Below are 13,875 nucleotides of genomic sequence, written 5' to 3'. Positions count from 1 at the left end.
CATCTCGTACCTGGGTACGGGTTTACCGTCGAGGCATGGGGCAGACGAGGGACGAGGCGTCGCGGGTACCGGCGGCGTGCACCCTGCCGGCGGTGGACCGACCGCTGCGACTGGCGGCGTTCGACGAGGTGTTCGCCGAGTCCGGGCGGTCCGTCGAGCGGCCGACCGAGACGACGGTACGGATCGGGTTCGAGCCGGCGCCGGCCGCCGCGGCACGGGTCGCGGACCTGGCGATGCGGGAGGGTTCCTGCTGCACGTTCTTCGGTTTCACGCTGCGGATGTCGGACGGCGGGTTGACTTTGGACATCGAGGTGCCGGCCTCGCACAGCGCGGTGCTGACGGCGCTCGCCGCCCGCGCCGCGACGGCGATGGCGGGTGTGCGGTGATGACCGGCTCGCCGCGGTCCGGCCAGGTTCCCGCGGAGCACCAGGCGTTCGGGTCCGGCCAGGTCGCCGTCGAGCGGGAGCCGTTGCGGTCCGGCCAGATCGGCGTCGAGCGGGAGCCGTTGCGGTCCGGCCAGGTCGCCGCCGCGGCCGGCGTCAACCGGCAGACCCTGCGGTACTACGAGCGCCGCGGGCTGGTCGCCGAGCCGGCGCGCACGCCGGGAGGGCACCGGCAGTACCCGGCCGAGACCGTGCAGGTGCTGCGTACCATCAAGACCGCGCAGCGCCTGGGGTTCACCCTCGACGAGATCGCCGGCCTGCTCGCCACGGCCCGGCGGCACACCGGACCGCACCGGCTCGCCGTTGCGAAGCTGGCCGAGGTGGAGCGGCGCATCGCCGAGCTGACCGCGATCCGGGCCACCCTGCGAGAGGCAGTCGCCGCCGGCTGCGACGACCTCGCCACCTGCGCCGAGACGCCGCGTTGCCCCCTTCCACACGCCGGGCCTCGACGATCTGCCGACGCCGGCCGAGTCGGTATCGTTGGCGGGCATGGCGGTACCGCGGCTGAATGCGGAGCGACTGGTCGGACAGCTCAACGCCGAGAAGAGCATCGGACTCACCCTGCTCGGCCTGGCCGAGCAGGGTGAGTCCGGCGGCGCCGGGTACGTTCGCTGGCCGGACGGTCGGCCAGGAGTTCTTACGGTTGCGTCCGGAACGCCGGACCGGCTGCTGCAGACCGGGCGGATCCTCGACCTGATGCGATCCGTTGACATCCCGGTACCGCGATACCAACTCGTCACGGCTGTCGATGGGCACACCGTCGTCGTGCAGGAACGGCTCCCCGGTCAACCGGCGCGGCGCATCACCGGTGGCACCATCGAGGCGGTCGAGGACCTGACCCGGCGGTTCACGGGGTTGCTGGCCGAACATCCTGAGACGGCCAATCCAGACCTGCATCTCCGGATCGGTGGGCGGATCCTGTGCCGGCACGACAGCCTTGCTGGATACGACGATCGAAGCCGGCGGTTGCTCGCCCAGATCCGGGCGCTCGGCGAGATGCACGGTGACCGGATGACCGGCGACGATGTGGTGCACCTCGACCTCACGCCGGGAAACATCCTGGTCGACGCCTCGGGCGAGATCACCGGCGTCGTCGACTGGCACGGGTACAACGGGCTGGCACGTGGCGATCGACGGTTCGGGCTGGTCACCTTGCGGTTCGATCTTGCCTGGGGCATCGCGCTCGATCCGCAGTACCCGCGGGTCGATCCGGCCGCGATCCGAAGGCTCGACAGGGCGCTCGATGCCATCCCACCGTCCGCCCTGCACCGGTACTGGGCGCACATGGGCCTGCGCATGGTCGACTGGACGATCCGGCACCACGGGCCGGCGGACATCGACCACCAGCTGGCCTTCGCCGCCGCCCGATTGCCCTGACCGCGGGGACGGTTCCGGTGAGACGATGCTTGCCGGGCCGTACGGGGGTGTGGACGTGATGCGCGGGTTGTTGGGGAGCGGGCGGTTGCGGCTGGCGGCGGTGACCGAGGCCGACGCGATCCGGCTGTACGAGGCGTTGGCGGAGCCGGCGATGTCGGCCGGGTCGCGGAGCCCGTTCCGGTCGCTGGAGCGGACCGAGCGGTGGGTCGCGCACCGGATCGACGAGCAACGCACCGCCGGGCTCTGCTCGTACGTGCTGTGCGACCGGGAGACCGGAGATCTGGTCGGTACCTGCGGGGTTCGCCGCGGGCCGGCGGTGGCGGAGTCGGAGCTGGGCTACCGGATCGCCGGACGGTACCGGCGCCGTGGGCTGGCCACCGAGGCGGCGACGGCGGTCGTCGACGAGTGCCGTGCCGCGGGGTTGAGCCGGGTGTGGGCCACGATCCGGCCGGACAACGTCGGGTCCCGGCGGGTGGTGGAAGCGCTCGGGATGCGGCTCACCGTCACCGATCTGGACGACGCCGGCCCCCTCCACCGGTACGCGGTCGACCTCTGATGGATCGCACCGGCGCACCGGACGGGAAGGCCGTCGGCGACTACACGATCGAGGTGCCTGCCGTCGGCGACGCGGCGGCGGTCGCGCGGACGCACCTGCGGGCGTGGCACGAGACGTACGACGGGGTCGGCTCGGGGGTGGACGCCGGGTGGATCGCGGCGAATCTGGGGTATCTCGGTACCGAGGAGGGGACCGCCGGCTGGGCGGCCGAGATCGCGGCGGCGCGGCGGGAGCCCGACCGGGTGTTCTGCCGAATCGTCCGGCTGGACGCCCGCGTCGGCTCCCGGCCGGACTGCCGTGCCGGGAGCCGGCAGCACGACCTCGCCGGTGCTGGCTCGAACGCCGGGGTCGTTGGCTTCCTGTACGGGCATCGCACCGACGCCGTGACGCTCGGCCCGATGTACCTGCTCGCCGAGGCGCAAGGGACCGGAGTCGCGGACCGGCTGATGGCCGAGTTCCTGGGTTGGGCTGGCGCGGCGCCGATCCGGCTGTGGGTCAGCGCCTTCAACACCCGGGCGGTGCGCTTCTACGCCCGGTACGGCTTCGTCGCCACCGGCGAACGCGAACGCTGGCGGGACCGACTGCTCAACCTCCGGATGGTCCGCCCCAAGCCGTGACCGGCGGGCAGGAGTGTCGCCGGCTCCCGCCGCCCTCCCGGTCGTGCCCCGGACACCGACCGAGCACCGGTGTAGGGCTGCCCCCGCTGCCCCCGCTGCCCCCGCTGCCCCCGCTGCCCCGCTGCCCCCGCTGCGCGGCGACGCGGCGGCGGTCGCGCGGATGCGCCTGCGGGCGTGGCGCGCTGCGTGCCGACTGCCGGCGCGGCGTCAGGAGTGCGTTGGCCAGGTGGTGGCGTGCAGGTGGACGGGGAGGTCGTGCGAGGTCGCGGTGCGTTCGAAGGGGAGGCCGATCTTGGTGGCGACGCGCTGCGACGGGAGGTTGTCCGGGCGGATGATCGCCACCAGCCGGGTCGCGCCGAGGACGTCACGGGCGAAGTCGCGGCAGGCCGCCGCGGCCTCGGTGGCGAGGCCCCGGCCCTGCAGCGCGGTTCGCACGTGGTATCCGACCTCCAGTTCGGTGACGCCGTCGACCTGCTGCGGGGTGAGGCCGCAGTCCCCGACGAACTCGCCGGTCTCGCGCAGTTCGACCACCCACAGCCCGTACCCCTCGTCGCGGTAGAGCCGCTGGTTCCAGTCGATCCAGCCGCGCGCCTCGTCCCGGGTCTTGGGCCGCGGGTAGTACCGCATCACGGCCGGGTCGCCGAGCAGCGCGGCCAGGTCGTCGAGATCCTCGTCGGCCATCGGTCGGAACCCGAGCCGTTCGGTGGGTGGCGGGGTACGGGGTGCGCGGCTCACTGCTCTCCTCCCGGCGCCGGCGGGCTTCCCGGTGCGGCACGCCCGCAGGCCGGGCATGCCCCGGCAGCTTAGCCGCCGGCGGCCCGCTGCTCCTCCGCATTCCCGGCGGCTACCGTCGGTGCGGTGGAGGAGACGACGGAACGGTACCTGTCGGCGCTCGCCGCGGTGGCCGCGGCCACCCTGGGCGACGACCTGGTCGGCTGTTACCTGCACGGTTCGGCGGCACTGGGTGGGTTCGACGCCCGGCGCAGCGACGTCGACGTGCTCGTGGTCTCCGCCGGTACGACGGGTGCGGCGCAGCGGTCCGCGCTCGCCGCGGCGCTGGAGCAACTGCCGTGCCCGGCGGCCGGCCTGGACCCCGCTGCGGTGGCCGCGTTCGCCCGCCGGGTCGGGACGCACCTCGGCGCACGCTGATTCCGGGCGCTCGCGGCGTGCGGGGCATGAGCGGCACCGGGGCGCCGTCCGGCTCGTCACCGGGTACGGGCGGCACCGGGGCGCCGTCCGGCTCGTGGGTGGCGCTGCGACGCCGACCAGGTCGCCGCGTGGCCACCGGCGGCGGGCGCGGCCCGGTCACCGGGCCGAGGTCACTGCCAGGTTGCGGTGGCGGGATCGGTGCCGTGCGCGGCGGCGTTGGCGGCGATCGCGGCGCACAGCCAGCCGGCGAGGCCGGGCGCGAACCGCTCGTAGTACTCGACGTAGCCGGCGTCGGCGGCCATCATCCGGCCCAGGCACACGTGCATCGAGTGGGTGCAGTCGAAGTACGTCTCCATCATCGTGCGGTGCCGCTCGGCCAGCGCGTTCGCCTCGGCGGACCCGGCCGGGACACCGGCCCGGCAGGCGGCGGCCAGCTCGGCGGTCAGCGCCTCGATCGAACCCGCGACGGTCCGCCAGTCGTCGGCGGTCAGCGCGGCGGCCCGCTCGGTGTACTGCTGCCACTGCGCGGTGTCGCCCCAGCGCTGCTCCGCCTCGTCGACCCGGTCCGGCCGCCAGTCCGTACCGAAGATCTCGACCTGCTCCTCGGCGGTCAACCGGATGCCGCGCCGGGTGGCGTCGAGCATCCGGTCGACCGCGGCGATCATCTCCTCGATCCGGGAACGCCGGGACGCCAGCTCGGACCGCTGCCGGCGCAGCTGGTCGCGCGGGTCGGTACCGGGATCGTCGAGGATCGGGCCGATCTCGGCGAGCGGGAACCCGAGTTCGCGGTAGACCAGCACCCGGTGGATCCGGGCCACGTCGTCGGGCGAGTAGACCCGGTAGCCGCCGGGGGTCCGCCCGCTCGGCCGGACCAGCCCGATCGAGTCCCAGTGGTGCAGCGTCTTCACGCTGACGCCGACCAGCTTCGCGGCCGGCCCGACCGTGTACCCGCCCGCCTGTTCGTCGGAGCTCATCCGCCCAGTGTGGCGCGCCGCCCCGGCCCAGCCGGTGCCGATGGCCGGACCGCGGCCACGAACCGGACCGGCGAGCGGGCCGTGATGCACGGTCGTCACGGTTGCGGGATGTCGAAACCGCTGGCGCGCAGGTAGTCCGCCGTCGCGCTGGTCGGGTCGAGCGGGTGGGCGGCGGTGCACACCACCCGCTGCCGTTCCGGGGTGACGACGGTCAGTTCGACCGCGTTCCACGGCTTCTCGTCGGGGCCGCTGGTGCAGCCCGGCGCGAGCTGTTCGCAGCGGGCCCGGGTCGGCTCGATCTCGCCGAGCACGCAGGAGATGCCGAGGTGTGCCGCGGACGGCGTGGCGGCCGGCTCGCCCGGTACCAGCAGGACGTCCTGGAAGGCCCACCGGCGCAGGTGCACCACCCGGCCCGGTACGGCGAACAGCTCGACGAAGCCGAGCCCGCGTACCCAGAAGTCGGTCGAGGCGGCGAGGTCCGCGGTCGGGACGCTGAGATACGTTGCCATCCCGTAGATCTGGCGGCAGATCCCCGGCGGAACGGCGTCCTCGGCCGGCATCGGTACGGGGCTGAGGTAGTGCTGCTCGTCGGTGCGCTCGGACGCGTCGTTGTCGGTCATACCCCGATCGTCGAGCCTCCTGCGACGTCAGGGTCAAGCGCGGACCGCGGCAGCGGAAGCAACCCGGGGAACGCCCCGCGGCGATCGCTGCGGGGTGGAGCCGCAGGAGGTGGAGACGGCGGGGCACGGGACGCCGGCCGTCGAACGGTACGGGTGGGGACGAAACGCTCGGCTGGATCCCATGGCGGTGTCGATCCGGGTTAGCGTGCGGCATGGACAGCGTGACGGGGCCTTCGGCGATCGACCCGGCGGCGGTGACGGTCGTACCGGCGAACCGGGCGAGCCGGGCCGACCTGCGCGCGGTGTTCGGCACCGCGGACTATTCGGGCCGCTGCAACTGCCAGCGGTTCAAGGTGCGTGGCTGGGTGTGGACCGAGCTGACCGACCAGCAGCGGCGGGACCGGCTGTACGAGCAGACCCGGTGCGGCGAGCCGGATGCCGGGTCCACCAGCGGGCTGGTCGGCTACCTGGACGGCGAGCCGGTCGGCTGGGTGGCGGTGCAGCCGCGGACCGCCTATCCGAAGCTCGTCACCAGCCGCACCGTGTGGCGCGACCGCGCCGAGGACAAGCAGGACGACACCGTCTGGGCGGTGACCTGTTTCGTGGTACGCAAGGGATTCCGCAAGCGCGGCCTGACCTACCCGCTGGCTGCCGCGACCGTCGGGTACGCCCGTGACCAGGGCGCGCGGGCGGTGGAGGGCTACCCGATGCGCACCGAACCGGGCAGGGAGATCACCTGGGGCGAGCTGCACGTGGGCAGCGTCCAGGTGTTCGCCGAGGCCGGTTTCCGCGAGGTCAGCACGCCCAGCCTGCGCCGGGTCGTGATGCGCGTCGACTTCCCCTGACCGTCGCCCGCACGTCGTTCCGGCCCCTCGGCGGGCGCTGCCGGCCACCGCTGACGGTCCATTGTGGATGATCTGGTACCGGTACGTTCGGCCGAGGTCCGGAGGGTGGTTCGGTGTGCCGGACGATCCGGACGTGGTACGCCCGAACGGATGCCCCGGCGGTGTCGCCGCCGCTGCCCACGCCGTACGGTGAGGGCGCCTCCCGACCGGGAGGAGGTGCCGGGCATGTCCGGACGGCTCGCGCTGCGGCTGGTGTGCTGCCTGCTGCCTGCGCTGCTCCTGGCCGGCTGCATGATCGGGATTGACCGGGAGCCGCATCGGGGCGCCGCGTCCTCGCACTCGGCGAGCCCGACCACGGCCGCGCCGAAGTCGGACGGTACGACGCCGCCGCCCAGTCAGGCGCCGGTGGCGCCCAGCCCGTCCGTGGTGCCGGTACCGGTGCCGTCGACCGTTCCGGCCGCACCGGAGGATCCGGCGGCGGTCGTCTACGCGTACTTCGATGCGATCAACAACACGGACTACTGGTCCGCCTGGCAGCTGGGCGGCAAGAACCTGGACTCCTCGTACGACCACTTCGCGGCCGGGTTCGACACCACCGCGATGGACGTGGTGACCGTGCAGGGGGTGTCCGGGGACGTGGTATCGGTGTCGCTGTCGGCGTACCAGACCGACGGCTCGGTCAAGGAGTACGCCGGTACCTACACGGTGCGGGGTGGTGTGATCGTGGCGGCGGACGTCACCGAGCAGTAGCCGGAACGGGCCGGTGAACCCGAAAGTGGTATGGAGCACGGCGAAATTGCCGCGGGTAGGGGTGACAACGCGCTGCGTTTGGTGCCTACTGGGGATGAGCGTGGATTGCTCGACCCAAGGAGCCACGATGGCCAACACGATCCGCGACCTGGCCCACGAGGTGCGCACCAGCACCGACGGGGTGATGTCACTGGTCAATTCGCTCACCATGACCACCGAGCAGCTGGCGCCGCCCGCGGAGCCGCCTGCGGACCGGACGATCCGCGCCCTGTGGGCGCGCCGATTCTGGCACCCGACCCGCCGCTGAGCCGCGACGGCGGGACCACCAACAGCATTGCTCGCACTGCCACGCCGGCCGTGACTGCCCGCGGGTGGCCCGGTACCCACGCCGGGGCGTCCCCTTGCGGGCAGCGACCCGCCGACCGGCCGGCGTGGCCCGCCCGCCGGTGCCACAATTCCGTTGTGGCACCGGCGTTGGCGTCCGTGCCACCGGGGAGGAGCGATGCGCAGTACCCACCGGTGGCGGGACGACGAACCGGACGACGACGGCGAGCCGATGCCGCTGATCGAGCTGTCCGACGACCTCGACGACGAGGGCACCGTCGACCAGTTGACCGAGAACGACGCGGAGCCGCCGACCGGCCGCCGGTCGGCCTCGGTGTCGCTGCCCCGGCGTTACCTGGTCGCCGGTGCCGTCGGGCTGCTCGCCATCGGTTTCGCGGGCGGGATGGTGGTGCAGCGGGCGAGCGCGCCGGCGCCGGCCGACGAGACGGCGACGACGGCCAGTTCGACCCAGATCCCGGTCCGGGTGCCCGAGTTCGCGGTGCCGTCGCCGGACACCTCGACCTGCCGGTACGTCGACGGGTACGGCGCGGTCGGCATCACGACGGTGTGCACCGGCACGCTCTACTCGATCCACCCGATCGACCACGGCTGGCAGTTGACGCTGACCCTGGACAGCGGCGCGACCATCGGCGTCGAGGCCGACGACGGTACGACCGTGGACGGGTTCCCGTCGGTGGGCGCGATCAGCGTCGGGACGACCCTGGTGGTCAGCGGCCACGCCGGCAAGGACGGCACCCTGCACGCCACCGCCATCACCTTCGCGTAGCGAAGCATGGGCTCGGTGCGGGCCGCGGTCAGAAGTGTTCGCCGGCGGCGCGCTCCCAGGCGGCGTTGACCTCGGCCTCGGCGTGCAGCCGGCCCTGCCAGCCGCGGATCTCGGTGTCCTTGCCGGGCTCCAGCGCCTTGTACACGTCGAAGAAGTGGCCGATCTCGTCGCGCAGGTGGCGGGGCAGGTCGCCGATGTCCCGGATGTGGTCGAACCGGTGGTCGCCGGCCGGCACGCACATCACCTTGGCGTCCGGGCCGTGCTCGTCGCGCATCCAGAACACCGCGACCGGCCGGACCGCGATGACGCAGCCGGGGAAGGTCGGCTCGTCGAGCAGCAGCACCATCGCGTCGAGCGGATCGCCGTCCTCGCCGAGCGAGTCCGGCACGAACCCGTAGTCGGCCGGGTAGCGGGTCGCGGTGAACAGCGTGCGGTCGAGCCGGATGCGCTGGGTCTTGTGGTCCATCTCGTACTTGTTCCGCGACCCCGCGGGGATCTCCACCACCATGTCGAATTCCATGCGCCGACCTCCTCGCGCACCATCATCCCCGTCGCGGGGTGGCGCGGCCGGCGAATCTGCCGAGTGTGCCCGGGAACAGACCGGGAGCAGACATGGTTTGCCGATCCCTTTGCTCTGGTTACCTACCTGCACCACCGGGTGGTGCGCTCAGGTAGGCAGAGCAAAGGCTGCCGACCAGTTGTCCCGCCACCGTGGCTCGATGGCGGGACAGGTGCTGGTAGTCCGTGCGCCGGCGGCGCACGCCTGACAGGATGCCCGGTCCCCGCGACGGCGCCGCAACCGGGGCGCCGGTACCGATCAGGTCGAGGCGGGTGCCTTCTTGCGCAGCAGCGTCATGAACTCGCCGAACCAGGACGGGTGGTCCGGCCAGGCGCGGGCCGACACCATCTGCCCGTCGACCACCGCGGCGGCGTCCACGAACTCGGCGCCGGCCGCCTCGACGTCCGGCTTCAGCGCCGGGTAGGCGGCCGTCCGGCGGCCCTCCAGCACGCCGGACGCGGCCAGCCCCTGCGCGGCGTGGCACAGGTGCGCCACCGGCAGGTCGGCCTCGAAGAAGTGCCGCACGATGCGCTGGAAGTCCGGGTCGTTCCGGATGTACTCGGGTGCGCGACCGCCCGGCACCACCATCGCCACGTAGTCGTTCGGGTCGACGTCGGCGAACGCCACGTTCGCCGGCCAGGTGTAGCCGAGCTTCTCGGTGTACGTGTCGAAGCCGTCCACGAAGTCGTGCACCACGAACTGGAGCTTCTTCACCGCCGGAGCGGCGATGTCCACCTCGTACCCCTCCTCCTGGAGCCGCTGGTACGGGTACATCACCTCCAACGACTCGGCCGCGTCGCCGGTCAGGATGATCACCTTGGGCATCGTTGCCTCCCTTCCCACCCCACTATCGAGCCCGCACCTCGATCCTGCCGCCGGAACCCTCGGATCGGTAGGGCCCCGAGCCGACTGGCCGGGAAGCGGGACTGGCCGGGAAGCGACCCGGCTGCGCGGTCGGGCCGCACTCGGCGCCGGCGCCTCGTTGCCGGACGGGGGCTGCCGGGGCGGTCCGGCATGCTGGTCGGGGGCCGGTGCGGTGACCGGATCGGGTGGTGGCGGTGCCCGTTTGCCGGGTGTCGGCGATCCGGGGCGCCGGGTGGCGGTCGGCGGACGGGATGGCGGCTACGATCGGCAACCGTGTTCACGGTGATCGGCGAGGCCCTGGTGGATGTGGTGTGGCGGCCCGGGGCCGCCGAGCCGGTCGAGCACGTCGGCGGCTCGCCGGCGAACGTGGCGCTGGGCCTGGCCCGGCTCGGCGACCCGGTCGGGTTGATCACCCAGTACGGGCCGGACGAGCACGGCGCGCGGATCGCGGACCGGCTCGGCGCGGCGGGTGTCGCGCTGGACCGCAGCGATTCCGGCGCGGCCCGTACCGCGACCGCGACCGCCCGGTTGAGTGCCGACGGCGCCGCGTCGTACGAGTTCGACCTGAGCTGGGCGCCGAAGGACCTGACGCCGTATCCGGGTTCGGTGGCGGTGCACGCCGGGTCGCTCGCCACCCTGGCGCCGGGCGACGCGGTCCTGGCCGACATGCTGGCCGGGGTGCGCGGCGGGACCGTCGTCTCGTACGACCCGAACATCCGGCCGACGCTGCACGGCCCGGTCGAGTACGCCCGCGCCCAGGTCGCCCGGTTCGTGCCGCTGGCGCACCTGGTCAAGGCGTCCGCCGACGACCTGGCCTGGCTGTACCCGGGTGAGCCGGTCGAGGCGGTCGCGGCGCGCTGGCTTGCCGCCGGTTCGGACCTGGTCGTGGTGACGCTGGGCGCCGACGGTGGCTACCTGGCCACCGCCGGGTACCAGCTGCGGTGCGCGGCGCCGCCGGTCGACGTGGTGGACACCGTCGGTGCCGGCGACGCCTGCATGTCCGCGCTGCTGGACGGGCTGCTCCGGGCCGGCGCGCTGACCGTCGACACGCTGCCGGCGCTGCCCGCCGACGCCGCCCGGCAGGTGCTGCGCCGGGCGTTGACCGCCGCCGCGATCACCTGCGGCCGGCCGGGCGCCGACCCGCCCACCGCCGCCGAACTCGCCGCCCGCCTCGCCTGCTGAGTCCGCGGTCAGCGGCGGCCGCCCTCCAGGTGGATGGTCTCGCCGGTGAGAAAGTCGGCCTGCAACAGCCACAGCACCGCGTCGGTCACGTCGGCGACGGTGCCGGTACGGCCGACCAGGGTCCGCTGCGCGGCGGTGGCGAGGAAGCCCGGCTTCGCCTCGCCCTTGGCGTCCCAGGCGCCGGAGTCGACGATTCCCGGCGACAGCGCGTTGACCCGCACCGGCGCCAGTTCGACGGCCAGGTGCCGCGCGGCGAACGCGGCCGCCCCGTTCGTCACGCCCGTCACGACGCTGCCGGCGGCCGGGCGCCAGCCGACCTGGCCGGAGAACAGCAGCAGTGATCGCCGGATCGTGAAGTGCTTGGCGAGCAGCAGCGGCCCGAGCACCTTGGCGGTGAAGGCGTCGACCGTCTTGTCCCGGTCCAGTTCGCGGATCGGGACCGCGTGTGGCGACGCCGCCGTGTTGATCACGTGGTCGACCGCTCCGAGTTCCGCGGCGGCGGCGGCGATGGTCGCCTCGTCGCGCAGGTCGATGTGCAGCCCGCCGGGCCGGTGGGACGCGACGTGTACCCGCGCGCCCTCGGCGGTGGCGGCTGCCGCGATCGCCGTGCCCAGGTGTCGTGCGCCCAGCACGAGCACCGATTGACCGGCCAGTCCGTTACCCATGGTGCTTCTCCGCTCCGTCGGTGGTCCTCGCCGACGTACACTATGGAAAAGTAACCAGGTACTTCAACGTAACCGGAGGCGGAGGAGTCGCCGTGGGCTACAACGTCATGTCCGCCACCTGCCCGTCCCGGGTGGTGCTGCATCGCATCGGGGCGCGGTGGACGGTGTTCGTGGTGAACGCGCTGGAGGACGGCCCGCTGCGGTTCACCGCCCTGGTGGCGAGGATCCAGGGCGTCACCCCGAAGGTGCTGACCGAGACGCTGCGCACGATGCAGGAGGACGGGCTGCTCACCCGGGTCGACTACGCCGAGCAGCCGCCCCGCGTCGAGTACGGGCTCACCGACCTCGGCCGGTCCCTGCTGGTTCCGCTGCGGGCCGTCCGGGAGTGGGCGGAAGCCCACGTCCCGGACATCCTCGACGCCCGCGAGCGCGCCCGGAACCCGGTCAGCCGACCAGAGTCCGAACCGACGCGGTGAGCTCGGCCAGCGCGGTCCTGGCGTCGGCGAACAGCATGCCGGTGCCCGGCGCGGAGTACAGCTCGTTGTCGATCCCGGCGTACCCGTGGCCCATCGAGCGCTTGATCACGATGACGCTGCGGGCCGCGTCCACGTTCAGGATCGGCATCCCGGACACCGGGTTGCCGGGCCGGCGGGCGGCCGGGTTGGTCACGTCGTTCGCGCCGACCACCAGCGCCACGTCGGTCGCCGCGAACTCGTCGTTGACCTCGTCCATCTCCTTCAACATCGGGTACGGCACGTTCGCCTCGGCGAGCAGCACGTTCATGTGGCCGGGCATCCGGCCGGCGACCGGATGGATCGCGTAGCAGACGTCCACGCCACGCTCGATCAGCAGCTCCACCAGCCCGGACAGTTCGTGCTGCGCCTGCGCGGCGGCCAACCCGTAGCCGGGCACCACGATCACCTTCCGGGCGTACGCCAGCTGGATCGCGGCGTCCTCCGCGGTCACCGACCGTACCGAGGTGTCCGCGGCGCCGACCGCCGCCGGGCCGGTGTCACCGGTACCGAAGCCGCCGACCAGCACCGCCACCACCGAACGGTTCATCGCGTCGGCCATCAGCTTGGTCAGGATCGTGCCGGACGCACCGACCAGCGCACCGGCGATGATCAGTGCCACCGAGTGCAGCACGAACCCGGCCATCGCCACCGCGGTGCCGGTGAACGCGTTCAGCAGCGAGATCACCACCGGCATGTCGGCACCGCCGATCGGCAGCACCATCGCCACCCCGAACGCCGCGGCGGCCACGATCACCACGACCAGTACCGGCACGTTCGGGGTGACCAGCAACCAGACGGCGCCGGCGACCACGATCGCGACCAGCGCGGCGCTGACCACCCGCCGGCCCGGGAACAGCACCGGGTTGCCGGTCACCCAGCCCTGCAGCTTGCCGGCGGCGATCAGTGAACCGGTGAACGTGACGCCACCGATCACCACGTCCAGCAGCGCGCTGACCGTGATCTGCGCGCCCACCGCGGGCGACAGCCGGACGTACTCGGTGACCGCGACCAGCGCCGCCGCGCCGCCGCCCACCGCGTTGAACAGGCTGACCAGCTGCGGCATCCCGGTCATCGGTACCCGCCGGGCCAGCAACGCGCCGCCGGCCGCACCGACCGCCACCCCGGCGAGCAGGACCACCGGGCCGGTGAGCGTGTCGGTGTTGCGGGCCAGCCGTACCGCGGTGATCGCCAGCGCCACCGCCATCCCGGCGGCGGACAGCAGGTTGCCGCGGCGCGCGGTGGCCGGCGAGTTCATCAGGTGCAGGCCGAGCACGAACGCCACGGCGGCGGCCAGGTAGCCGAGCTGCGTCACCGCGTTCATCGACCCTCCCGGGTCCGGAACATCTCCAGCATCCGGTCGGTGACCAGGTAACCGCCGACCACGTTCGCGGTGGCGAAGGCCGCGGCGACGGCGACCAGCGCGTACTCCAGCGGGGTGCGGGCGGAGCCGGCGACGACGACCACGCCGAGCAGGATGATGCCGTGGATCGAGTTGGCGCCGGACATCAGCGGCGTGTGCAGGGTGGCCGGCACCTTGCTGATCACCTCGAACCCGACCAGCACCGCCAGCACGAACATCGTCACGTCGGTCAACAGGCCGGTCACGACATCGCCTCCTCGGGTCCGAGCGTGCCGACGCCGCGGTCCG

At 73.1% G+C, this 13,875-nt stretch carries 20 protein-coding genes; 12 read left to right on the top strand and 8 right to left on the bottom strand.

The genetic code is table 11. The features are described from left to right. Positions 1-35: 35 nt before the first annotated feature. From Athai_RS29105 to Athai_RS29085, 5 genes are read left to right on the top strand one after another with little or no spacing between them, the layout of a single operon-like run. Entirely contained in the window at positions 36-386 is a 351-nt protein-coding gene (locus Athai_RS29105; RefSeq protein WP_203964440.1) for a hypothetical protein, read from the top strand. Then, positions 386-1,030: a MerR family transcriptional regulator gene (locus tag Athai_RS29100; RefSeq protein ID WP_203964439.1), complete on the top strand. Its 645-nt coding sequence runs from the start codon at positions 386-388 to the stop codon at positions 1,028-1,030. Before Athai_RS29105 ends, Athai_RS29100 begins: the two co-directional genes overlap by 1 nt. Continuing rightward, positions 933-1,820 (top strand): phosphotransferase, encoded by an 888-nt coding sequence (locus Athai_RS29095; protein ID WP_203964438.1) that lies wholly within the window; start codon positions 933-935, stop codon positions 1,818-1,820. Before Athai_RS29100 ends, Athai_RS29095 begins: the two co-directional genes overlap by 98 nt. A 25-nt stretch (positions 1,821-1,845) precedes the next feature. Beyond that, positions 1,846-2,376, top strand: a complete 531-nt coding sequence (locus Athai_RS29090; RefSeq protein WP_203964437.1) for a GNAT family N-acetyltransferase — start codon at positions 1,846-1,848, stop codon at positions 2,374-2,376. Then, entirely contained in the window at positions 2,376-2,993 is a 618-nt protein-coding gene (locus Athai_RS29085) for a GNAT family N-acetyltransferase (protein ID WP_203964436.1), read from the top strand. The genes Athai_RS29090 and Athai_RS29085 overlap by 1 nt, the downstream gene beginning before the upstream one ends. A 207-nt stretch (positions 2,994-3,200) precedes the next feature. Here Athai_RS29085 and Athai_RS29080 read toward each other — a convergent pair whose 3' ends face one another. Next, entirely contained in the window at positions 3,201-3,728 is a 528-nt protein-coding gene (locus Athai_RS29080; protein WP_239157235.1) for a GNAT family N-acetyltransferase, read from the bottom strand. Between the two features lie 123 nt (positions 3,729-3,851). Here Athai_RS29080 and Athai_RS29075 point away from each other — a divergent pair, with 123 nt between their 5' ends. Further along, the gene (locus Athai_RS29075; protein WP_203964434.1) at positions 3,852-4,142 is read left to right on the top strand and encodes a nucleotidyltransferase family protein; all 291 of its coding nucleotides are present in this window, start codon (positions 3,852-3,854) and stop codon (positions 4,140-4,142) included. A gap of 170 nt (positions 4,143-4,312) precedes the next feature. On the opposite strand, the gene Athai_RS29070 is transcribed toward Athai_RS29075, so the two are convergent. Together Athai_RS29070 and Athai_RS29065 are read right to left on the bottom strand one after the other, a co-directional pair. Beyond that, positions 4,313-5,116, bottom strand: coding sequence for a MerR family transcriptional regulator (locus tag Athai_RS29070; protein ID WP_203964433.1), 804 nt, complete (start codon positions 5,114-5,116; stop codon positions 4,313-4,315). Between the two features lie 95 nt (positions 5,117-5,211). After that, positions 5,212-5,736 (bottom strand): VOC family protein, encoded by a 525-nt coding sequence (locus Athai_RS29065; RefSeq protein ID WP_203964432.1) that lies wholly within the window; start codon positions 5,734-5,736, stop codon positions 5,212-5,214. Between the two features lie 212 nt (positions 5,737-5,948). On the opposite strand from Athai_RS29065, the gene Athai_RS29060 reads away from it, so the two are divergent. From Athai_RS29060 to Athai_RS29045, 4 genes are all read left to right on the top strand, one after another. Continuing rightward, complete coding sequence (locus Athai_RS29060; RefSeq protein ID WP_203964431.1) at positions 5,949-6,581, top strand: GNAT family N-acetyltransferase; 633 nt, start codon at positions 5,949-5,951, stop codon at positions 6,579-6,581. 225 nt (positions 6,582-6,806) lie between these two features. Further along, positions 6,807-7,331, top strand: coding sequence for a hypothetical protein (locus Athai_RS29055; RefSeq protein ID WP_203964430.1), 525 nt, complete (start codon positions 6,807-6,809; stop codon positions 7,329-7,331). Between the two features lie 127 nt (positions 7,332-7,458). Beyond that, entirely contained in the window at positions 7,459-7,638 is a 180-nt protein-coding gene (locus tag Athai_RS29050) for a hypothetical protein (protein WP_203964429.1), read from the top strand. 195 nt (positions 7,639-7,833) lie between these two features. After that, positions 7,834-8,442: a hypothetical protein gene (locus Athai_RS29045; protein ID WP_203964428.1), complete on the top strand. Its 609-nt coding sequence runs from the start codon at positions 7,834-7,836 to the stop codon at positions 8,440-8,442. A gap of 28 nt (positions 8,443-8,470) precedes the next feature. On the opposite strand, the gene Athai_RS29040 is transcribed toward Athai_RS29045, so the two are convergent. Together Athai_RS29040 and Athai_RS29035 are read right to left on the bottom strand one after the other, a co-directional pair. After that, the gene (locus tag Athai_RS29040) at positions 8,471-8,962 is read right to left on the bottom strand and encodes an inorganic diphosphatase (RefSeq protein WP_203964427.1); all 492 of its coding nucleotides are present in this window, start codon (positions 8,960-8,962) and stop codon (positions 8,471-8,473) included. Between the two features lie 297 nt (positions 8,963-9,259). Then, positions 9,260-9,826, bottom strand: a complete 567-nt coding sequence (locus tag Athai_RS29035; protein ID WP_203964426.1) for a DJ-1/PfpI family protein — start codon at positions 9,824-9,826, stop codon at positions 9,260-9,262. A gap of 312 nt (positions 9,827-10,138) precedes the next feature. Here Athai_RS29035 and Athai_RS29030 point away from each other — a divergent pair, with 312 nt between their 5' ends. Continuing rightward, positions 10,139-11,047: a carbohydrate kinase family protein gene (locus Athai_RS29030; RefSeq protein WP_203964425.1), complete on the top strand. Its 909-nt coding sequence runs from the start codon at positions 10,139-10,141 to the stop codon at positions 11,045-11,047. Positions 11,048-11,055: 8 nt separating this feature from the next. Here the strand turns inward: Athai_RS29030 and Athai_RS29025 are convergent, their stop codons facing one another. Continuing rightward, positions 11,056-11,712, bottom strand: a complete 657-nt coding sequence (locus tag Athai_RS29025) for an SDR family oxidoreductase (RefSeq protein ID WP_203964424.1) — start codon at positions 11,710-11,712, stop codon at positions 11,056-11,058. A 92-nt stretch (positions 11,713-11,804) separates the two neighbouring features. Here Athai_RS29025 and Athai_RS29020 point away from each other — a divergent pair, with 92 nt between their 5' ends. Further along, the gene (locus Athai_RS29020) at positions 11,805-12,188 is read left to right on the top strand and encodes a winged helix-turn-helix transcriptional regulator (protein WP_239157234.1); all 384 of its coding nucleotides are present in this window, start codon (positions 11,805-11,807) and stop codon (positions 12,186-12,188) included. Here the strand turns inward: Athai_RS29020 and Athai_RS29015 are convergent. Both Athai_RS29015 and Athai_RS29010 read right to left on the bottom strand, forming a co-directional pair. Then, a complete protein-coding gene (locus Athai_RS29015) occupies positions 12,157-13,548 on the bottom strand; it encodes an NAD(P)(+) transhydrogenase (Re/Si-specific) subunit beta (RefSeq protein ID WP_203964423.1) in 1,392 nt (463 codons plus the stop codon). The genes Athai_RS29020 and Athai_RS29015 overlap by 32 nt on opposite strands. Continuing rightward, the gene (locus Athai_RS29010) at positions 13,545-13,832 is read right to left on the bottom strand and encodes an NAD(P) transhydrogenase subunit alpha part 2 (protein WP_239157233.1); all 288 of its coding nucleotides are present in this window, start codon (positions 13,830-13,832) and stop codon (positions 13,545-13,547) included. Before Athai_RS29010 ends, Athai_RS29015 begins: the two co-directional genes overlap by 4 nt. Positions 13,833-13,875: the final 43 nt, after the last annotated feature.

It is taken from the genome of Actinocatenispora thailandica, from assembly GCF_016865425.1.
GTDB lineage: Bacteria > Actinomycetota > Actinomycetes > Mycobacteriales > Micromonosporaceae > Actinocatenispora > Actinocatenispora thailandica.
Note: the sequence above shows the minus strand (reverse complement) of the source record. Positions and strands in the feature narration are given on the sequence as shown.